General features: G+C 66.5%; 12 protein-coding genes. 3 read left to right on the top strand and 9 right to left on the bottom strand.

Annotation, left to right across the window (positions count from 1 at the left end):
• Positions 1–4: 4 nt before the first annotated feature.
• The 4 genes from JI742_RS07565 to JI742_RS07550 all read right to left on the bottom strand — a co-directional run bounded on the left by JI742_RS07565 (position 5) and on the right by JI742_RS07550 (position 11,441).
• The gene (locus tag JI742_RS07565; RefSeq protein ID WP_201825208.1) at positions 5–2,164 is read right to left on the bottom strand and encodes a KAP family P-loop NTPase fold protein; all 2,160 of its coding nucleotides are present in this window, start codon (positions 2,162–2,164) and stop codon (positions 5–7) included.
• A 47-nt stretch (positions 2,165–2,211) separates the two neighbouring features.
• On the bottom strand, positions 2,212–3,216 hold the full coding sequence (locus tag JI742_RS07560) for a protein NO VEIN domain-containing protein (protein ID WP_201825206.1): 1,005 nt from the start codon (positions 3,214–3,216) through the stop codon (positions 2,212–2,214).
• A gap of 105 nt (positions 3,217–3,321) precedes the next feature.
• On the bottom strand, positions 3,322–8,487 hold the full coding sequence (locus JI742_RS07555) for a DNA methyltransferase family protein (RefSeq protein WP_201825204.1): 5,166 nt from the start codon (positions 8,485–8,487) through the stop codon (positions 3,322–3,324).
• Between the two features lie 2 nt (positions 8,488–8,489).
• Positions 8,490–11,441, bottom strand: a complete 2,952-nt coding sequence (locus JI742_RS07550; RefSeq protein ID WP_201825202.1) for a DEAD/DEAH box helicase — start codon at positions 11,439–11,441, stop codon at positions 8,490–8,492.
• Positions 11,442–11,716: 275 nt separating this feature from the next.
• Between JI742_RS07550 and JI742_RS07545 the strand changes: the two genes are divergently transcribed.
• Positions 11,717–12,433, top strand: a complete 717-nt coding sequence (locus JI742_RS07545; RefSeq protein WP_201825200.1) for a hypothetical protein — start codon at positions 11,717–11,719, stop codon at positions 12,431–12,433.
• A 415-nt stretch (positions 12,434–12,848) separates the two neighbouring features.
• On the opposite strand, the gene repC is transcribed toward JI742_RS07545, so the two are convergent.
• The 3 genes from repC to JI742_RS07530 are packed head-to-tail and all read right to left on the bottom strand — an operon-like array spanning position 12,849 to position 15,035.
• Entirely contained in the window at positions 12,849–13,937 is a 1,089-nt protein-coding gene (repC, locus tag JI742_RS07540) for a replication protein C, IncQ-type (protein ID WP_201825198.1), read from the bottom strand.
• Entirely contained in the window at positions 13,934–14,827 is an 894-nt protein-coding gene (locus JI742_RS07535) for an AAA family ATPase (protein ID WP_201825196.1), read from the bottom strand. The genes repC and JI742_RS07535 overlap by 4 nt, the downstream gene beginning before the upstream one ends.
• Positions 14,820–15,035 (bottom strand): helix-turn-helix transcriptional regulator, encoded by a 216-nt coding sequence (locus tag JI742_RS07530; protein ID WP_201825194.1) that lies wholly within the window; start codon positions 15,033–15,035, stop codon positions 14,820–14,822. The genes JI742_RS07535 and JI742_RS07530 overlap by 8 nt, the downstream gene beginning before the upstream one ends.
• 361 nt (positions 15,036–15,396) lie before the next feature.
• On the opposite strand from JI742_RS07530, the gene JI742_RS07525 reads away from it, so the two are divergent.
• The gene (locus JI742_RS07525; RefSeq protein ID WP_201825192.1) at positions 15,397–16,041 is read left to right on the top strand and encodes a helix-turn-helix domain-containing protein; all 645 of its coding nucleotides are present in this window, start codon (positions 15,397–15,399) and stop codon (positions 16,039–16,041) included.
• A gap of 320 nt (positions 16,042–16,361) precedes the next feature.
• Here the strand turns inward: JI742_RS07525 and JI742_RS07520 are convergent, their stop codons facing one another.
• Positions 16,362–16,976 (bottom strand): helix-turn-helix domain-containing protein, encoded by a 615-nt coding sequence (locus tag JI742_RS07520; protein ID WP_236676823.1) that lies wholly within the window; start codon positions 16,974–16,976, stop codon positions 16,362–16,364.
• A gap of 95 nt (positions 16,977–17,071) precedes the next feature.
• Complete coding sequence (locus tag JI742_RS07515) at positions 17,072–17,716, bottom strand: hypothetical protein (protein ID WP_201825188.1); 645 nt, start codon at positions 17,714–17,716, stop codon at positions 17,072–17,074.
• Between the two features lie 1,040 nt (positions 17,717–18,756).
• On the opposite strand from JI742_RS07515, the gene JI742_RS07510 reads away from it, so the two are divergent.
• Positions 18,757–19,935, top strand: coding sequence for a hypothetical protein (locus JI742_RS07510; RefSeq protein ID WP_350309639.1), 1,179 nt, complete (start codon positions 18,757–18,759; stop codon positions 19,933–19,935).
• Positions 19,936–19,948: the final 13 nt, after the last annotated feature.

Below are 19,948 nucleotides of genomic sequence, written 5' to 3'. Positions count from 1 at the left end.
CGGCTCAGCGGCGGGCCAACGTACCGTCTTTGCCATAGATGGACTTCTCTTCAACTATCGCCCTCCAGGCGGCCCGAAGCGGATAGGTCATAGATTCATCCTTCAAGCGCTCCAGCGCGAGTGTCTTCAGCTCTTCAAGAGCGACGTAGTTCTCCAGGTGCTCTCGCTCCTTCGGAAGCCGATACGTTTGCCCGTTATTGCTGTCGAAGGAATGCCTCAGCATGGCCTCCACGAAAGTGTCCAATGACGGCTCCCAATGCTGGACAGCCTTGAAGACGGCCTTGCATCGCTCAGGCATAAGTCGCGTCAAGACCCACAGGGCAAAGCCGGGCGACACTTTGGCAAACAACTCGCCCGTCTTGGCTGTCCCTTCGACGTTGCCTGCATAGGCAGAGAGCGCTCGATTCCGAGCGTCGGCAGGCACTTTCAGACCGTCCTCGGGGTCGCCGTCTTCAGCCATGAAGCTCGTCGCCGCAAGCGCTGCTGCCATGGACAGTGCATGCGGGTCGCAAAGGATGTGCTCGGCAAGCGCACCTGCTTCAGCCTCATCCAGCCGCTTGGCCAGCTGACCGATTGCCCGCTCTGCGACTCGGTCTGCGCGCATGACGAACACGTCATGGCGCTCACTTGCCCGGCGAACGAAAGGCTGGGTATCGATAAGCCGCGCAATGTCTTTGGCTAACGACGCTGCATCGACTCCAACCTCGGTGCCCAGCCCCTCCGCCATGTTGCCGAGCTGCTCAATGAAGTCGATGCAGTTGTCTTGCTGCAGCGCAGCCGCAATCTCACCTCTCTTGGCTGGCTCGAACAGGTACTGCCGAACACGCACCAAGCTGAGGTCACCAGGCCTGGCGCTCAGGTGCAGAGCCACTTGAAGACGCTCCGGGTGCGCGAGGTGCCCCTCCAAGAACACCACACGGTCCAGGCTGAACGCGTCATCGGCCTTGGCGGTCTGAGGAAACAGCCAGTGCACAACCTCCCTCACCCCCTTGGCGTATGGATAGCTGTCGATGGCCTTGTTTCGCTCGTCTGCGAAGCTCTGGATGACTTCGAGCGGCTTGTCAAACGAGGCGCTTGCTCCCGGCCGTCGCCCCACGAACGCCTGCGGCGTTCGGCAAAGAAGGTCGTACACCGCCGGCGCCTTGGTCATCAAGGTGGCCAGCCCCAACATGTCCGCCAGGTGCACTTCGCCGCGGAGGCCTGGCTCAATAGCAGCAACGACATCGAACAGTCGAACGACGTCACGGGGCTGCTCGACGAGTTCCCTCTGCCCAGCATGGAACAGCGAAGCGAGGCGGTCGTCCCCGTTGGGGAAGTGGGCAACCAGGGCTTCAGGCGGAAGTCGCTGCAGCCCTTGATTCATCAGCGCCATGCGCTGCTGGAACGACAGCGGTGGAATCGGCAGCCGTACCTGGACGACCTTGTCGAGGTAGCTGACGGCGAACGGCACGTTGAGCCGCTCCAGCGCAGCGCTGACGTACTTCTCATCCCAGGCCAAGACGTAGCCGACGTTGGGAAGGTCGCCCACCGCCTTGACGATGCGCACCATTTCGTAGGCCTCGGCGGGATACAGGCGGTCCAGGTCGTCCAGCAGGACGACGATGCGCTGCGGGAACTTTCGAAGCGCCTTCTCCAGCGCGTCTTTTCGTGCCTCGACATCAGGCGTTTTGTGCTCGGCGGCAGCGCCGGTGGCGTCGCCGACGGACTCCACCACCGACTTGACGATGCTGGCCCACGGCTCCGCACCGGGTATCAGTTTCAGGACATCGAAGGCCTTCGAATAGGTCTTGAGCTCCTTCGCGACCCGCTTGCCCTCCTTGGCATGGTCGGTCAGGCGGACAGCCTTGGCGATGCTGGCGAGAAACTGCCTCAGCAGGGCGTCGCGGTCACCAATCAGCCAGGGGTTGAAGTGAACGACGAGCGGGCGCTCGCCGTCAGGTTCAGCCTTGAGCAGTTCTTCAACCATCGCCAGAACCGAGGTCTTGCCGCTGCCCCAAGGCCCTTCGACCGACACCACGAGACCTTCGTCCGGCGTGATGCGTCGCAGGACTTCGGTGACCCGGCTGGCAAAGGCCCGGCGGTCCAGCGCATCGGCGTCAAGCGCCGTCCCGGCCCGCAACGGGCGGTCCAGTCTCAGTTCCTTCGTGCTCTCCGCCTTGTCCACTTCTTCCCCCTGCCTCTTGTTTTCCTGTCGCGGCGCCTCGATGCCCGCTATACCCCGGCGGCCTGACTCAGCGCTCCAGCCCCTACCTGGAAGACCACCGGCTCGAACGCCTCTGGCGGCAACGCTCGCATTGGGTCTTGCAGCCGGATGACGACCTCCCCCGTGCCGTCGGCCTTGAGGACGACGCGGTACAGCCAGGCCCGCTCGCCCAGGTCCGCCAAGACGCGGCGCTCGTTGCTGGTGATGAACAGCCCGCCGCTGGCAGAGGTGGTGCTCTTGACCTCGATGAACCGCTCATGTCCAGGCCAGGTCGACGCGATGTCGTAGCCCCGACCAACGTCCACCAGTGCCACGCGCTCCACCCAGCGATGCGGCTCCGCGCATCCCAGCCCGGCCAAGCGGCTGAGCTCGTCCTGCACCGCAAGCAGTTCGCCGGCCTGACCGACCTCGGAGCGCCGCTCCAGCAGCGCCTCGAAGGTCTCGGCATCGACAGGGGCCCGCTGGCCGCCGGCAAGGCCCTTCGGGTCCAGTGCGGGCGGCTCGGCGGGAGCTGGCGCCGCGGGTGGCTCCACAGCATCTTCGGCGAGTGCCTCGACCGGAGCCGTGGCGGAGCCGGTGTTCAGGTACAGGCGCAACAGGTCCGAAATCTCGCCGGTGGCTGGAACGACACGCCACAGCGGATTGGTCGATGAAGGATTCAAGTACGGCGCACGGGAGCCCAGCACGCTGCTGGCCACGCCCTTGTCGGGATTGGTGTAGCGCTTCTCGAACTTCGCCAAGCCAGACGCCACGCCATCGAACGGCCGACCGTCCAGGGTCTTGCCGCGCATGAGCATGCTCAGCTTCCTGACGTTCATGGCGACAGCCACCTGGGCATCGGCGTGGCGCGGGAAGGTGAATATCCAGGTAGTGGCGTCCTCGCCGTTGTCCCCGTCGTGACCGGAGTCATGGGTCAGCTGTGCGCCGAACTCTTTCTCCATCACATCGACGGCCCGCCAGATGGCCGGACCGACGTTCTTCAGTTCTCGCTTCGGGATGGGTGTCAATCGCATGGTGTTCTTGTTACTCCCTGGTTGGTCAGTGCGCCGGACGGTTGGTGGCGGCCGCTCGGCTGCGGCCGAAGCCCATTCTCCGAACGGAGTGGCTCATGGCATGAGCTACTCCGCCCCCTCGAAAAACGCCCAAGCCACCCGGTAGTCCTCCTCCCGATTCGCCCGCGCAAACGGCGCCACGTAGCGCCGCTCCACGGTGCGCGGGCCGCCGGGTAATGTGTCGTCGGTCACCCACTGGGTGATGACGGTGCCGTCGGGCACCTTGGGGCTGCCGCCTGAAGGGTCGCGCTCGGCCGTGGTGGCGCCCTTGTCGGGATAGGCCCACAGGTCTTCCCAGCCGAAGTTGCCTTCTCGGGTCTTGCCGTCGGGCGTCTGGATGCGGGTCTTGGGGGTCTTGGCGGCGCCCTTGCGGGGCAGGCCGACGCCGACCAGGCCCTTGCTGTTGGTGAAGACGATGCGGCCGTGGATGTCGTACCAGGTGTCGCGCTCGTAGCCCTGCATCACCGGGAACTGCACGCGGTAGATGAGCAGCAGCTCATCCAGCGTCAGGCCCAGGGCCTGGGCCACCAGCACGTCGATTTCCACCAGCGCCATGCGGCGGGCGTAGTCGCTGCGCAGCGCGCAGTGGCGGGTCCAGGTGCCGGTGAGGTTGCTCCAGAAGTCCTGCGGCAGGCGCGGGTTGGCGGGCTGGGTCCACTGCTGGTCGGCGAACTCGAGGTCGAAGACCTGTTCCCACAGGGGGGTGTAGTAGGCAGAAAGGCAGTTAAGCGCCGACATTCGTGCGGTCATGGATGGCAACGGCTCCAGCCAGGGAAGCGTCATCCAAGTTGAGTAGAGACCGCTACGACCCGTACTCTTGATGAAGAAGTCTGCAAGCAACGACTGACACATCAGTGCACTTGAAGTTAGGTCCTTCACACGACGGAACGTGGTTGAAATCACAGAGTGAACGTGTGCATGGCCCGGCGGCGAGATGATGCTCAGCAGGGTTCGTTCGTTGCCAGAAGGCAGCATGTTTCGGAAGACCAAGCGAAAGTAGGACGTCACCGGACGCGCCAACGTCTCACCCTCTTCAACCCACCCGACGCGCGGTGTTCGCTGCAAATACTCGGCCGGGTCCGCCATCGGCCGATAGTTGCTACGTGGCAGATAGTCATCGGGTAGCGATTCCAGGTCGACGACGTCGTAATGACCGTTGGCTGTGCAGACCCTGCGAGGTGTTTTGTTGTACGGATTTGCCAGAAAGAAGTGCGGGCCAGATAGCACCCAGTCTCCGGGCGTGGCCGGGAATGTGTTGTCGCCGAGTGGGCGGCGGTTCATGGTCCCGTCACGTTGCGAGTACGTCTCGTCGAACATAACGGTCGAGAAACAGCTATCACCAATGTCAGCCAGTCGTCGTGGCCATGCTGCGAGTTTGGTCAGTACGCTGTTCAGCGTCTGCGCATGTAGAGCCGGCAGCCGCGCACGTCGACCCTGTGTGCCAGGCTCGTCATAGAGCAGGGCAAAAACCGTAAGCGAGGCTTCGTCCACCCGCACGATGCGCTGGGCGTGGCCGGTGGTGTTCCAATGCCCAGCGTTGTTCTTGTATCCGCCCACGGTGCCGCTGCTGTCGTGCTCGTAGCAGGCATCCACCGTGGCCGGGGAGAACAAGTTTGCTAGCTGGTCAAAGGCCAGCGCAGTGAACTGCGAGCCGTAGATGTTGACGCTGTACTTGGTCTTGTGGTCCACCTCAGCAAAGAGCTGCAGTTCGTTGATGAATCCGAAGTGCCGCCGCAATCGCGAATACACCACCTCGCGCAGCGCGCCGCCCTTGGGGTCATCATACGGCCCTTCAGGATGCAGCAACCCAGTCACGCCTTGCCGCCCGTTCAGCCCCCAGGCCAGAGGCATGAAGCACTTGTACAGGTTGGGCTGGACACCCTTGAGCAGAGGATAGTTTTGCACCGCGTTCAGCACGTTCTGCGTGCCCTCAGCCTCCTCCAACTCGGCTGTCCAGGCGGCCTGCAGGCCGGGGTGACTCGCAAAGGCCTGTTCGCGCTCCTTCGTCAGCTCAGTGGCGCTGAAGTTGCGGATTGCGAACTGCGGATTGAACTCGCCTAGCACACCTGCCTCGTTCCATTCCACCTTCAACCAAGGCGGGTTCCCGAGGATGAGGTCGAACCCCCCGCGCTGAATCAGCACGTCTGCAAAGCACAGCTCCCAGTGCATGAAGCGCCGCCGTGCGGCGATGGCCTCCACCACCGGCACGCGCGGAAAGTGCTCGCGCAGGCGCTTGATGCGCAACTGGCCGAACTTATCGTGCAGGTTGGGCCTGTCGGCCGCCTGCTGCAGCGGTAGTTGCGTCTCGAATCCGTCGAAGACGGGCTGCACCTCGGGTACCAGCACCTGGGGTGCCGCGGTGGCCGGCATCAGATCCAGCGCGGTCTGCGGAGCGATGTCGACGACATTGCCTTCCAGGATGGCGCCCACCTCCATCCACCACTCCTCGCGGCTGGGCAGGCGGCTGCTTTCGGTGATGGGCCAGAACCACAGCGCGCACCAGTAGTCCATCACCAGCTTCAGGCGGCGGAAGGGCGTGGCCAGGTCGCCGTCTTCGTTCAGCAGGTTTTGGCGGCGGATGGCTTCCTTCTCCGCGCGAGACAGCTGAGAGAGCGCGTCGTCCTGCTGGCCCTTCTGGCCCTGTCCATAGGGCCAGACGTCCAGCAGGTCTTCGGTGCGGGCGCGGTCGCGTGCCAGGGCTGCCGTGTGCTCGGCCCACAGCTCTTCCACCTTGGTGCTGAGCTGCTGCAGCCGTGCCACCTCGTGGTGGGCCAGTGGCGCGTTGAAGGCCTTGCGCCACTTCTTCAAGCGCTCGAAGTCGTCGGGGTAGAGCTTCTTGGCGTCCTTGTCGGCGTAATCCGCCATGCTTGGGTCGGGCAGCAGGAAGTGCCAGATCTCGTCGGCCTGGCGCGCTTCGGTGTTTGTCACCCTGCGCGGCGCCTCCTCGTGCCAGGCTGGCTTGGCGCCCTTCACCACGCTGGTGGCGCGGTAGGCCTGCCGGCGCGCACCGATGAGGCTGTTACCGGCGAAGAGCTGGTAGCCGAACCAGGGCACGCGAGCGGGCTTCAGCGGCAGCGGGTTGCCGTCCTTGTCTTCAGTCGGCTCGCCGTAGATGGCGTTGAGCCACAGCGACACCTCGGCCAGTTCCACCGCCACGGGGTTCAAGTCCACGCCGAACACGTTGCGGTCGGCCAGCACCATGCGCACCTTCTGCAGTTCCTGCGGGTACTCGTCGTGCGGGATGCGTTTGCCCAGCTCGGCCTGCTTACGCTCCAGGTAGGCATCGGCCAGCTGGTTGACGGCCTCGTTCAAGAACGCCGCGCTGCCCATGGCGGGCTCGCAGACGGTGAGCGTGAGGATATCGTCGGCCTTCTTCACGCGGCCGTTCTCCTCGGCCAGCAGTTCCTTCAGCGCGTACTTCACCAGGCACTGCGTCAGCACCTGCGGGGTGTAGTAGCTGGCACTCTTCTGCCGGTCGCGGCCCGCCAGGCGGTAGATGAAGCTGCCCTTGGGGTACATGCGCAGCTTGCGGTGGCCGTTGTCGTCGAGGTCGTAGACGCGCTCGTCCTCGTGGTAGTCGCTCAGGCGGCCAGCCGGCACGAACCAGGCGTTCTCCAGCTTGTCGGCTTCAGAGTCACCACCACCACCGGCGCGGCCGCGGCGAGCGCTGCCAGCGTCGTCGGCGCTGTCGTCGTCGCCATCGCTGTCATCGTCTCCGTCGCTCTCTGCCGCAGCGGCGCGGCCCTTCTTCGGGGCGGGCTTGACCTCGTAGAGGTCGTCGGCGGCGAAGAAGCCGCGGTAGCTGAGCAGCGCCTCGTACACCGCGCCCAGCTGGTTGATGGACAGCAGCTGGTAGCTGACGCGGCCGGCGCGCCGGCCCTTGCTGCCGCGGGTGAGCGACATCAGCTTGATGATGCGTTGCCACAGGTGGTTCGGAAAACGCACCTTGCTCAGGAGCGGCAGGGAGTTGTCGTCGAACAGGCGGCTGTCCAGGGGCGCAAGTGCGAAGACATCTTTGGCGCCGGCCACCAGGCCCGCCGTTCCAGGCGTGACGCTGCCGAGCTGGCCTTGGGTCTGGCCCGCGAGGCCCACCCCCTGGGCGACCAGCTTGAACAGGCGACGCAGCGAGGCGTCGAAGTACACGCCTTCGCGCGCATGGGGCGTACTGAGCGGCTGCAGCTCCAGGTCGCGCAGGCTCTCCAGGCTGTAGCCCTTGAGGTAGACCTCGCTCTTGGCGATGGGCACGTAGCCCAGCTCGGGCCGCGCCTCGATGTAGAACATGAACAGCAGGCGGTAGACCAGCCGCAGGCATTCCAGGCTGAGGTCGGCCGGCTCCAGCTTGTACTGGCCCGAATACACGCTCTTCTTGCTGCCGCTGGCCTGCTCGTCCAGCTGGCGGGCGGCCTCGTTGCCCAGCAGCTCGATGGCTTCGCGCAGGGCGTACTTCAGGTCCTCGCTGACGCCGAAGGCGTGCTTGTGGGCGTTCTCGTCCAGGCTCTCCAGCAGGCTGTTGCCCTCGCCGGGGGCCAGGCAGTCGCGGTGCAAGAGCGCGGCGCAGGCCTTGAGGGTGTCGGCGTCCTTGCGGTCGAGGATGTCGGCCCAGTCGAAGCGAAGAGCACGGTTGTTCGGCCACTTGTAGCGGTCCAGCAGCAGCCATTCGTCCAGCCCGGCCAGTATGACGTAGCGCGGCGGGGCCTCGGCACCGAAGACGGCATCGGTCAGCAGCTCGGCCCAGGGCTCGCCTTGCAGGTCGCGGGGCACGCCCTCAGAGCCGTACAGCAGGCTGACGAGCTTATGGTCGAGCAGGTCTTCCTGTTCGGCACCGGGCTGGTAGGCCGGAATCACCACCAGACGCGGCGACTGCAGATGCCAGGCCGGCACGGGCATTCCCGGCACGAACTCATGGGATTGAGGCAGCTTGCCCGGCGCGGGGTAGCCCAGGGCTTGCAGCAAGCCCGCCTGCAGCTGGGTGAAGAGCTGCCAGCGCTCAGCATCGCTGGCGCCGCGCTGCACCTGGCCGCGCAGGCTGAACCAGCGCTGGGCCCAGGCCTGGATGCGCTTGTGCGGGGCGCGCCAGGCGTCTTCACCGGGGTGTTCGGCTTCGGCGGCTTCCCAGGCATCAAGGCGCGACTTGATGTCGCCCTTGAATACCTCGGCCAGGTAGTGGTGGCTGTAGAACTCGTTTTCGTTGGCGATGCCAGCGAAGGTGTGGACGGCTTCGAGGACGGGCATGGTCAGGCTCCAGCGCTGGTCACGGCGGCCAATACTTGAATCCAGGGCTGCGGTTCGGTGGTCAGGGTGTCGTGCACCCACTGGCGATAGTCGTCGAAGACCCGGTTGATTTGCTGCTTGCGGTGTTCAAAGCGACCGCGCTTGACGGTCTCCAGCTGGCGTTCGAGGTCCAGAGTGAGCTGCTCCACCTGGCGGCCTTGCAGGCGCTCCAGCTCAGCCAGCGTGGTGCGCAGGCGCTCGTTCAGGCCGGCGGAGAAGGCGGCCTGTTTCGCCACCATGTGCGAGCGCATGGCGGTCACGGCCTTCGGCAGCGCGCCTTGCATCGCCTGCTGCAGCGGCGCGCCCTCGGCGAGCTGGCCGCGGTTGGGCAGCTTGCCCGCCTTGAGGCCGGCGCGGGCAGCGAAGGCATCGAAGGGCTGCAGGGTGAATTCGCCCTGGCCAGCGGCGTCGACTTTCCTGTGCGCCACCTGCCACTCGACCAGCAGCGGCTGGCCTTTGCGGTTGGGCACCAGGCCCATCAGCACGAAGGCCTGTTCACCGGGTTGAAGGTGCACGCTCTGCAGCAAGGGCGCGCAGTGACGCCCGAAGTGCGTGAGCACGCGGTCGCCCAGCCATTCAACGATGGGGTGCTGCGGCCACAAGTAGTGCAGCTTGGGCCAGGTCTCTTCCTCGGCGCGGGCCTGGCGGGCGGCTTCGATGGCATCGGCCATGCGCTGGGTATCGGCCGTCAGCGCGTAGTAGTCGTTGTCGGCCTGCACCTCGCGGGGTAGCTGGCGCAGGCGTTCCTGCAGGTCGCGCGGGGCGGTCAGCGAGACCAGGCGCTCGGCGTCGAGCGAGGTCCATTGGCACAGGGTCTGGCCCTGGTTGAGCTGGGTGAGCGCGGCCTTAGCGTAGTGGTACTCGCTGTCGAACAGCGTGGCGGGCTCTTCGATGTGGTTGAGGCTGTTGCCGGTCGGTTGGGCTGCGGCCTCGGCCGCTGCGTCACCGCCACCGAACAGTTCCAGCAGGTAGTCGCCTTCGTTGGCACCGTCGTCCGAGCCCTTGGCTGCGGCCGACTGGTCCAGCGCGGCCTCGACCTGCTCAGGCGTCATGCCGCCGGCCATGTAGTCGCTGACCTTCTCGACCTCCTTGTCGGGGTCGTAGACGTTCAGGAAGGCCGACGGGTCGCCCAGGTTGAAGTTAGCCTGCTCGTCCTTCTGCTCCAGGATTTCGAGGATGCGCAGGTCGCCGCGAATCTTCTCGGTCACTGCCTCGGTGAACAGGTAGACGATGTGAGGCCGGTGCTTCTGGCCATAACGGTCCACGCGGCCGTTGCGCTGCTGGAAGGTCATCAGCGACCAGGGCAGGTCGAAGTGCACCAGCCGGTGGCAGAAGTAGTGCAGGTTCAGGCCTTCGCTGGCCACGTCGGAGCACACCAGCACGCGCAGCGGGTCGTCCAGGCGGCCGAAGCGCTCAACCAGGGCCTGCTGCTCTGTGTCGGCCATGCCGCCGTGCAGCACCTCCAGTTGCTTGGGCTTGAGCTGCAGGTCGGCGGTGAGGCGTTCCTTCAGCCAGTTCAGCGTCTCGATGCGCTCGGAGAAGATGACGAGGCGGTCGTTGGCGTCGTCCTTGGCCCAGCCGAAGGTGGCCGAGCGCAGCAGCTCCAGCAGCTTCTGGTAGCGGCTGAAGCTCTTGGCCGAGGGGTCATCGACCAGGGCCTGCAAGGCCAGGCGCAGCTCGTCCAGGCCCATGACCTCGGTACGCTCGTCATCGCTAGGACTGTCCTTGCCGCGCAGCAGGGCGATGCGGCGCTGGGTGGACTCCAGCGCGGCCTTGGGGCTGGAGAACAGCGCCTTCTGCATGCCGATGCGCTGCAGCTCCTGCTGCCGCCCGGCTTTGTGCTGGCCGCCCTGGGTGAAGCGCACCTCCAGCAGCGCGCGGTAGGCCGCTTCCTCCAGCGCCGAGGCCTTCTCGCGAAGGCAGGTGGTCTCGCGCTCCTGGAAGTCGGCCGAGACCTGGTCGCGGATGTCCTTTTTGAAGCGGCGGATGACCAGGCCCTTGCTGCGGAAGTCTTCGGGCGTGTAGTGGTCGGGGTCGGAAATGGCCGTCGGGTCGAGCAGGCTCATCAGCGACGCGAAGCTGCGTGCCGAGCCATCGTGGGGCGTGGCCGACAGCAGCACCAGGGTGTCGGACCGGGTGGCCAGCAGGCGCGCCAGGCGGGCCCGGCGCGACAGGCCCGATTCACCGGCGCGGGCCGCGACGTTGTGGCACTCGTCGATGACGATGATGTCCCACCAAGCGTTCTCCAGATAGTTGCGGTACTCGAGATTGCTCTTGAGCGTGTCGATGGAGATGATGCTGCGGTCGAAGTGGTTGAACGGGTTGTGATTCGCCGGGATGCGGTTGCGCACCCGCGCCAGCCCCACCGAGTCCAGCCGCACCAGCGGGATGGAGAAGCGGCTCCACCATTCCTTCTGGAACTGGGTGAGCATGGCCTTCTGGGTGACGACCAGGATGCGCTTGCCGCGGCCGCGCTGGATGAGCTCGGTGGCCAGCACGCCGGCCTCCAGCGTCTTGCCCAGGCCCACCGCGTCGGCAATCAGGATGCGCGAACGCGGCTGACGCAGCGCCTGTAGCGCCGGGTCAAGCTGGTAGGGCACCAAGTTCATCACCCCGCGGTGGCCCAAGTGGATGCGCTCGTCGTTCGCGACACTGCGCCGACGCATGCTCTCCAGGTACAACAGCGAGGCGGTGTAGGTGGGGCTGTCGTCGGCGACCAGCCGGGTCTCGGCCGGGTCGAGCACCTCAATCTGGTCTTCCAGCTCGGTCAGGAACAGCGCGTCGCGGCCACGGACGAGCTCGGACACGCCGTCGCAGGTGAGAAGCCATCCCCCGTCGGTGGAGGGGTCGACGCGTCGAATCAGCCATTCCTCGTCGCGGATGACGACGCGGGCGCCAGGGGCGAAAGCAAGCATGCTCAGGACTTCCGGGGTTTGTTCTGTTTCTTCCGGGAAGGAGCAGGCGCGGAACTGGTGCGCCGGATGCCTTGCATGCCTCCCTGCCGGTATTTGCCGGCTTTTTTTCAGCTTATACCTTGTATCGCGGGCACGAAATTCGCACCAAAGGTTGGACCTTCAGCCGCAGGCTTTGCAGTGGGTCTTGCGGACCGGTTCTCACATGTGCCTCAACGCTCCGGCTATCTGCGCTAGGTCGCTACACGGTTCTCCAGGACAACTCTTGAAGGACAACCATGTACATAGACCAAAGCCAGTACCCCCAGCTCTCCCAGAGCGCCTACCTGCCCTTGATGCGCCACTGCGACCGCGCGCGTTACGCCGAGCTGCTGAGCCCGGGACAGGCTGCCGAGATGGCCGCCGAGCACGGCACCACGCACATCCCCGGGTGGGTGCTCTTTGCCGAGCTGTCGCGCGCCGACATCGAGCTGCTCACCCAGGGCAGCAAGCTGCGCATGCGCTTGGTGGTGCAGGACTTCGAGCCCGGCCTGCCTGTGGTGGCGCTGTCGGTGGAGGCCGAGGGCATGCAGTTCATCTGGGCGGTGCCCATGTGGGAGACCAACGCCATGGACTGGCTGCGCAGCAGCATCGACCGCGGCCAGTTCGGCCTCGTGCTCACGGCCACGGACGACACCGTGACCGCGTCGTTCGAGACCGGGCAATCCGCGATGCGCGATGCCGAGGCCCTGCTGCGCGCGGCCACCGTGGACGATGCGCCCCAGGGCGATGCCCACCTGTACAGCATGCTCAGCGCCGGTCTGCAGTTGATGAACGGCGGCCTGTCGCTGGGCCCCGCGGCATCCGCGGCGCAGGCGCCAGGCGCCACCCCGCGCGACCTGCGTGTGATGGTGGCCGGCCGGGGCGCCAATGCCGTGCGGCTGATGGAAGTCTTTGCGGCCTCCACCCAGGTGGCGCAGATGCTATTGCCGCTGGGCGACCAGGCCATGCACTGAACCATGCACCAAGGGCCGCGCAGCGGCTGATTCACAGAGGGGCGGCCGACCAGGCTGCCCCTCTTCTTCTTTGGCTTTGGGTTGAGTGACGTGTGCACCGCGGCTGGCGTCTCGGGCATCTTGCCGCGCGGCAAGATGGCTGAGCACGTGCACGATGTCGGCTCGATACGGTGCTGTCGGCCGTGTCCAAGCCCAGGCCGTCTACCCGACTCGAGCAGGTCAATCCAACCCAGATTCGGGTTTGAGTGACGCGCCCGCCGTGGCGAGGGCTCCTCATCTTGCCGCGCGGCAAGACCGCCCGGCGGGGCTGGGCAAGGTGGGGGCCACAGGCGCCATCTCCCCGGCCAGGGCCCCATACGCCAAGGCAGGGACGGGCACGGCTTGCCCGGCCCAACCCTGGCAAGCAGTTCTTCTATTAAGAAGTCATACCGACCTCGTCATTTCGCGGCAAGTCCTTGTCAGCGTTCAGTCTTTTCCAGAACGGGTGACCGCCATATGACGAGCTGGGGTCCGCGAAACGCCCAGGGCTCGTCATTTCGCGGGCTGCAGGCTTGCCCGGCGTGGGGGGTGGTTGGTGTCGGCCGCCGGTGGACGGCCTCAGCTGGGCGGGCTGCGGTGCCGAAGTTGCCGACCGGCGGGTGACCTGGGCCACCGCGGGCCCCAGCTCCACACTCCACCGCTGCAGCTCGCTGATGCCCTTCAGCGCCGCCTTCACGTCTTGCGGCCGGCGCTTGCGCGTGGTGGGCGACACCACCTCGCCGGTGTCGGGCCACAGCCGGTCCACCAGCGTCCCATAGCCCACCGAGAGGGTCTTGCCGGCGCCCAGGCAGGTCGACAGGAAGGCGTGCACCAGCATGGCGGTCTGCGAGCGCAGTGCCAGCCGCTCAGACAAGAACAGCTGGGCATAACCCGGCGCCAGAATGGCGGCGGCCAAGCGGTAGTTCAGTGCCACATGCACGCGCTGGTCGTCACCCACCAGCCAGCTCACGAGGCGGCAGGAGTGTTCCTGTCGGCTGGCCGCCACGCGCTCCCACACAGTCACTTCGCACAGGCGCTGCAGAGACCGCCGCCGGGTCTGGTTCACAGCACCGCCGACACTGGCTGAGCCACAGCGGCGGTGCAGTTCGCTCCATGAGCAGTTGAGCATCAAGGTGGACGGCACTTGACCCGTGGACTCGGTGGCGCTGACACACAACCCGGACCACAGCAAGCTGCCGACCTCGCTGCGGTCGGACTCAAGAAGGTGGTGCGCCGCCGGTTGCCGGCGGTACTGCTCCTGCGCCAGTTCCAGCAGCACCAGCAGCAGCGTCTGCTCCGGCACACCCAGCGCCTCGCGGGCGCTGAAGCGCAGCGTCGTGCCGGCGTACACGACGGTCTCGTTGAGGGTCGGCCGGGCAACGCCGTCCTTGGGCATCGGGCGGAACAACTGGCACAGGCCAAACGGCTGGGCGAGGCGAACGACACGCGGCGATACCGCCGCGGCGCCAGAGGGCTTGCGCTTCATGCCACCTCCGACGCCGGCAGCAACACGCCATGCGGTCCGCGCCGCAGCAACATCGTCTCAGGCGTGGCGATGTAGTTGGCCTTGGGGATATCCAGAAGCACGTGCTGGTGCAGCGCACCGTCGCGCAGGCCATGCTGCATGGCCGTCTGCCGTGTCGGGCGGCTGAGGTTCAGCTGCCAGCGCACGGCATTGGTCAGCGCCGTCGAGCCTCGACCGGCATCGGCCGTGTCGCCGTAGCCGTTGAGGGCGGCGGCACGGCTGGTGTGGTGCACCAGCAGCCAGGCAGCGCCCGTGACACGCGCGTAGCGCTTGATGTGCCGCACCAGGGCGCCCATCGCCGCCGAGTCGTTCTCGTCGGCGTTGTGGAACTCCCGAATCGGGTCTAGCACGACCAGTCGCGCACCGCGGCAGGCCTGCAGCAGCAGGTCACCTGCGGCTGTCTTCTCCAGGCCGTCGCTGAGCAGGTTCACCTGTTCTTCGCCCGCCAGCGAGTGGATGACCAGGTTCTGACTCAAGAGGGCCAGGGCTCGGTCCGGGTCGATGTCGAGACCGCCGAGCTGAACGCTGGCGATGGCCTGCAGCCGCCCCCACACCACCTCGGCCAGTTCTTCGGCCAGGACCAATACGACACGCTCGGGCTGCTGCGGTCGCACGGGCGTACCACCCACCAACCCGCCCATCGCGCCACCGAACAGGGGCGTCCCGGTGGCCTTGGCGATGGCCACCTGCAGCATCAACATGGTTTTGCTCACCGCTCCCGGGCCCACGCCGAGGCCAACCGTCTTGGCCAGCAGACCGGGCAGCACCTCGTCCAGCGGCGGCGGCGGGTTGCGCAGCATGAAGGCCACGTCCAGCGCACGCGAGAAGGGGTTCTTCAGTGGTTCAGCCACGGCGCGGGCCCTCCACACGCTGGGCCAGCCAGGCCTGCACGTCGGCCGTGCGCCAGCGCAGCAGCCGGGTGCCCGGGATGAGAAGGCGCGGCGGCACGGCGGCGGGGTTGCGGCGCAGGTCCTTGCGGACGGTCTCCGGGCTCCGGCCCAGGAGATTGGCAAGGTCCTGCAGTTCGAGGACGGGTTTGAAGAGATGGGGGTCAGACATTCAAGGCTCCACACCGGTGGTCGGAGCACGAGCGCGACCGGTAGCGCTGCCTCATGCCCGCTGGCGCCCGGTCTGGGCCTCAGCTGGCACGTGTAGGCCGCTGGTTTATTCCTTCCGTCACACCAGGATGCGAGGTATGTCGACGCCGGTGGAGCCGGTGGGCCTGCCCTTCTCGAAGGAGTTGGCCGGGCGGTTTGAGATGGACGGTTGACAAGAGAGAGGACGGCAACGGCTGGCATGTCTCAGCCGTTGCCGTCCCCGGCAGCGGTCCTCCCTGACGCGCAGGAGTGCCTCAGCACTCGTCGAGTTTGACGCTTTTGACGACTTTTGCTACACCGGGTCCCGTCCGGTGAGGTCCACCATGCCTACGTTCGTCCGCACTCCGCCGTCTGCACCCGTCGAGAACCAGCTACTCGCGGGGCTCCACCTTGCACTGGGCGCCTTCTCCAAGGACCTGACCGCTCGGCTCGTTGCCCATGTCCACGCACAGCTTGGAGCGGCGAAGCCGTCGCGCAAGTCGGTCGAGAAGGTGGTGGCCGAGAGCGTTCCAGTGTTGTTGGAGCAGGCCTTCGTCACGAGTTTCCTGTCAGGCAAGGAGCATGCGCGGGAGCACCGTGCGTTCCTCTCTCATGTGCTGTCGGCAGCCGAGCTTCAGGCCACGGTTGGCAAAGACTGGACGGCGCTCATGCAAGCATCAGGCGCGTCCAAGGCAGCCTCGAGTGCCGATGAGGATGAGGAACTCACGAGCGAGGCTGCTTCAAAGCTCCTGCACGTCTCGAGGACGCATCTCAACACGCTTGCCGACTCGGGCGCCCTCGGAGTCGTTCGTCGAACCGACGGCGGCCACCGCCGAATTTCGAAGGCGGCGCTGCTCAAGTACAAGGCTCTAAGCAAGGAGCGCCAGTCGAAGGGCCTGAACGCGATGGTGGCGGCGAGCCAGAAGCTTGGTCTGTACGACGCTGAGCTCGAGGGCCTCCCTATCAAGGCGGACCGGACAGTTCGTTAGCTCCTTCCCGGAAAAGCCGGAACCCAGTAAGCAGGTCCCCTCGTCTGGAGACCCGGATTCACGAAACGACAATCGCAGTTCCGAAATTTGCCTTCGGCAAGGGTTGAACTTGCTCGGGGTGCCTAGCTGAATCAATGACATAGGTCGGTTTGTTTCTCTCACCGGTCCTGCCCCTGACGGCGACGGGGTTTAGCTCTCTCACTACTGCCGTGGTCATCGCCAAAGAAAAGGGGCGAGCCACGGCCCGCCCCTTCAATCAACGATGGAACACGATGGTCCGGCAACCGTTGCCAGCCCATCCGCCCCTTCGGTCAACCCCGTCAGCCCACTGCAACCAGGTCGCGGTGACCGCGCACGGCCTCGGCTTCCGACTCGTCGTGAATCATGGCCGCGCGCTGCAGCCACCGCACCAGTTCGGGCAACTGGCAGGCGCCCAGCAGGTCGTGGCCGGTGCACTCCTGGTACATCGCCACCAATGACTGCTTGGCGTCAAGGCTGAGCCCGGACATGTCGGCAGGCAGGATGTGGCGGGCGGCAGGGTCGTCGAGCATCCGGGCCATGGCCCGGTCGATGGCGTCCTGCAACGGCTCCCTCGGGTGAACGAAGTCGCTCATCGGAATCCGTCCAGCCACCATCTTGACGACGACTGGCGGCACGCCCAGGTAGTTGGCGCAGCGCACGGCAAAGTCGTCGCTGATTTGGCGAACCTGACGGATACCGCTGCGCAGCTGGTTGATATACCCGTAGGTCACGCCCAGCGCGGCCGCCATCTCTCGGAACTCCTGCCCTCGGCGTCGGCACTCGTCATACAGCCAACCGATGAGCGGGCCGCCCTCGGTGGCGTAGAGACGGGTGACGCGTTGCGCGGGGGTTTCCTGGGGATGGCCGGTGTGGCTCTTGCGATGCATGGCATCAATGTCCTGTTGCGCATGCATGTGCATGCACTACGTATAGCGACCTCGCACAAGGTTCGGCACGGCGTCGCCCACGTTGGCGGCAAGTGGGGCGAGGGCGACCAAATGGGTAACGCTCAACGCTGACGGCTCTTGGCAAAGCCACGGTCCTGCAGAGCCCTCATCAGACTGCCGCCAACCGCGTCACCGTCGGTGCCGCAGACGGCTTCGTAGATGTCCGACCAGAGCCGATAGGGCCTGGTCGACCGCACGCCGGTCTCCGGCGCACGGCCATACGCTCCACCGCGGACGGCGGCCGCTGCGGCGCGGATGCTGACCAAGGCGTCCTGCAGCGGGTCAGCGCGCTTATCTGGTGCCCGGGGGGTCTCAACCGGGTCGATTACCTGCACCTTGGCCAAGGCCTCGCTCACGTCCATGACGCGCTGACGGTGGACTCGACGGCTCCGGCTGCGTTCGGCAGCTTCGCTGGCCAGACGACCGGCCTCGGCCAGTCGCCACAGCGGGTCGGCTTCGTGGAGCTCGGCCTCGCGTCGGGCACGCTCGGCAGCCTCCCGGGCCGGTCGGCAGATGGTGGCCTCGATGTAGGCGCGTTCACCTTCGGTCAGCTTTGCCGCCAGGTCATCAGGCAGCACGAAAGCATCGCGGCGGATGCTGCCGACAAAGGTCTGCAGCGAGTAGCCGTGCGTGTTGTCGCGGGTGCCTTTGCGCACCCAGGTCGAACGGTAGAGGTAGGCGGTCTGGCCGCGGGTCTTGGTGTGCATGGTGGTCTCCGGAGAGGTTGAGGGAGACCCCGTGTAGTGACTCGGTGTCACGGTCCAGCTGTCACAGCTGCTGGCGGGCGTTGCAGGGTCTTGCCGCGCGGCAAGACGGGGACGTTTGCGGGCGTGGCAACGCCGGCGAGGTGACCGGGGCACTGCGGCTACGACCTGATGGGACCAATCCCTGGTAAAGAGCCTGGCAGTACCCTCGGCATCGAGCTGAACGGCTTCTTCGAACGTCGGGCCCGACGGCACCGTGCGTCCGCACCTTGACCTCACCAGCCGGCGGACGGACCGGCGTTCAGCCGGTGTCTATGGCGACAGCGCTGCGGCGTGCACGAGGAGTCGGCTGTCCTCGGACGCTGGCCTGCGGGCGCACAGTTGCTCGCGACCGGGCCGGCAAGGCGGTGCGAACCGCCGCCGACCCAGCGCAGGTCGACCTCGGCACCACGGGCGCCGCCTGCGGCGCCTGCCTGGTCGGGCCCCCGGATGCGGGCGATGAACGCCTGGCACCCCGCGTCCGGGGCAAGCCAGGGCGGCACGACCTGCCGCAGACACAGTTGGGCAAGCCGCCCCTGTTGGCACGTCCACCCTTGAAAAACACGTTCTCGGGGCGGCGGCGGTTCGCACCGGCGAAGCCGGCGGACAGCACAGTGGCCTTGAGGGACGTCGCGACGAAAGCGTGACCGACGCGCGCCCCCAAGGCGTGCGAGGCCGTACGAGGGGAACACACATCTGCCCCCTGCCCTCGGGCGGCCGCTCGGCCAGCACTCGAACACACCCACGTCACCCCGGCAGCGGCGAGGTGGGCAGGCTATGCCCAGCGGGTGCCACGCCTGACGCGCGCTGGTGGCTACACGACAGAACCGGCCGCTGCCGTCGTCCGCATCGATGAGCGGTCAGCGGCTCCCGAAAACCTGTTCGCGAGAGCCGACCTCATGCACGCACACCCCAGGGACACTGGTCCCGACATCACTGACACGCCAACCGCTGCCCCTGCGGCAACCTCCATGTCCGCGCGGGGCGGTAACGCGGGTAACACCGTGGCGACTGTTGCCGCCGCCGAAGGGCATCTGGCCAGCTGCCCGACGGGTGCACTGACGCCGTCACCCGCTGACACTGCGCCGCTGCCACCTGGAGGCACATCGCCACTGCCCACGCCGTCGCGACCTGGCCCGAAACGGGGGCTGTCGAGCCAGCTTTCGACCGGCCAGCTGCAGGCGCGCAGCTGGACCATCGCGCTGTCGCTAGCGAACCGCTTCCGGGTCATCCGCACGCTCGACGTTGCCGTCGCGTGTTACCCCGAGCGGCCGTTCAAGACGGCCTTGGCCGCTGCGCAGCGCGCCGTGCGCGGCCTGGTGAAGGCGCAGCTGCTCAGGCGCTACAAGTCCGCGCGGTTCCAGACCATCTACGGCCTCACCAGCCAGGGGGCCGCATGGCTGGCCGACCGCGGCATCGAGGCCCAGGCATCGGTGCGTCGGGTGAGCGACATGACGAACCCGGAGCACCTGCTGTGGGCCCAGTGTCTGGTGCTGTGTGCCGAGCAGCGTGGGCTGCAGGCGATGACCGAGCGCAAGTTGCTGGAGAAGCTCAATGAGGGCGCGGAGCCGGGTGCCCCCATGCGTGGCGGCCTGCTGATGGCCACGGCCACGGTGCGCGGCAAAGCCCGCCGCCTCTGGCTGCGGCCCGACGCCGTGGTGCTGGAGGCTGACGGACTGACCGCCATCGAGGTGGACTGCAGCGCCCGCGGCTCGCAGCGGGCAGCGTCGCTGTGTGCCGAGGTGCTCTCCATCGGGCGGTCCACAGCCTTGGGCGCCGTGCTGCGCCGGGTGGTGGTCTTCTGCCGTACGCCGCGCATCCGGCATCGTGTGAGCGCCACCTTGGCCGCACTGAAGCGGGAGCTTGACGTCCTCAGTCTGGAAGAAGGCCGTTGTCAGCTCAAGACGTCCACGCAGCCGGACGAGTACGAGGTATGGAAGGCCATCGACACGCCGATGGGTCACGGACGCTCGGCGCTGCGCGAACGCGTGGTCGGCCACGTCATCGTGCAGGACCTGCCGGTGTGGCTGCCCAAGTACCGAGCTGACGCGCAACTGCAGCACTCGGCCGCCGGCTGGTTCGGCGACAACTACCTGCCGTGGCGACGACCGGTGTGCGATGGGACATGGGCCATGCCGTCGAGCCCCCTGGTGCGCTGTTCTTTGAGCGCTCGGTCTGGCTGAAACGGGTCGAACT

Source organism: Piscinibacter lacus, from assembly GCF_016735685.1.
Lineage (GTDB): Bacteria > Pseudomonadota > Gammaproteobacteria > Burkholderiales > Burkholderiaceae_C > Aquariibacter > Aquariibacter lacus.
Note: the sequence above shows the minus strand (reverse complement) of the source record. Positions and strands in the feature narration are given on the sequence as shown.

What these genes read in the sequence shown, in the direction of transcription:
- JI742_RS07530 (WP_201825194.1), bottom strand. Translation starts at nt 15,035, where the DNA reads ATGTCTGACCCCCATCTCTTCAAACCCGTCCTCGAACTGCAGGACCTT.
- JI742_RS07515 (WP_201825188.1), bottom strand. Translation starts at nt 17,716, where the DNA reads ATGCACACCAAGACCCGCGGCCAGACCGCCTACCTCTACCGTTCGACC.
- JI742_RS07520 (WP_236676823.1), bottom strand. Translation starts at nt 16,976, where the DNA reads ATGCATGCGCAACAGGACATTGATGCCATGCATCGCAAGAGCCACACC.
- JI742_RS07560 (WP_201825206.1), bottom strand. Translation starts at nt 3,216, where the DNA reads ATGCGATTGACACCCATCCCGAAGCGAGAACTGAAGAACGTCGGTCCG.
- repC (WP_201825198.1), bottom strand. Translation starts at nt 13,937, where the DNA reads ATGAAGCGCAAGCCCTCTGGCGCCGCGGCGGTATCGCCGCGTGTCGTT.
- JI742_RS07550 (WP_201825202.1), bottom strand. Translation starts at nt 11,441, where the DNA reads ATGCTTGCTTTCGCCCCTGGCGCCCGCGTCGTCATCCGCGACGAGGAA.
- JI742_RS07545 (WP_201825200.1), top strand. Translation starts at nt 11,717, where the DNA reads ATGTACATAGACCAAAGCCAGTACCCCCAGCTCTCCCAGAGCGCCTAC.
- JI742_RS07555 (WP_201825204.1), bottom strand. Translation starts at nt 8,487, where the DNA reads ATGCCCGTCCTCGAAGCCGTCCACACCTTCGCTGGCATCGCCAACGAA.
- JI742_RS07525 (WP_201825192.1), top strand. Translation starts at nt 15,397, where the DNA reads ATGCCTACGTTCGTCCGCACTCCGCCGTCTGCACCCGTCGAGAACCAG.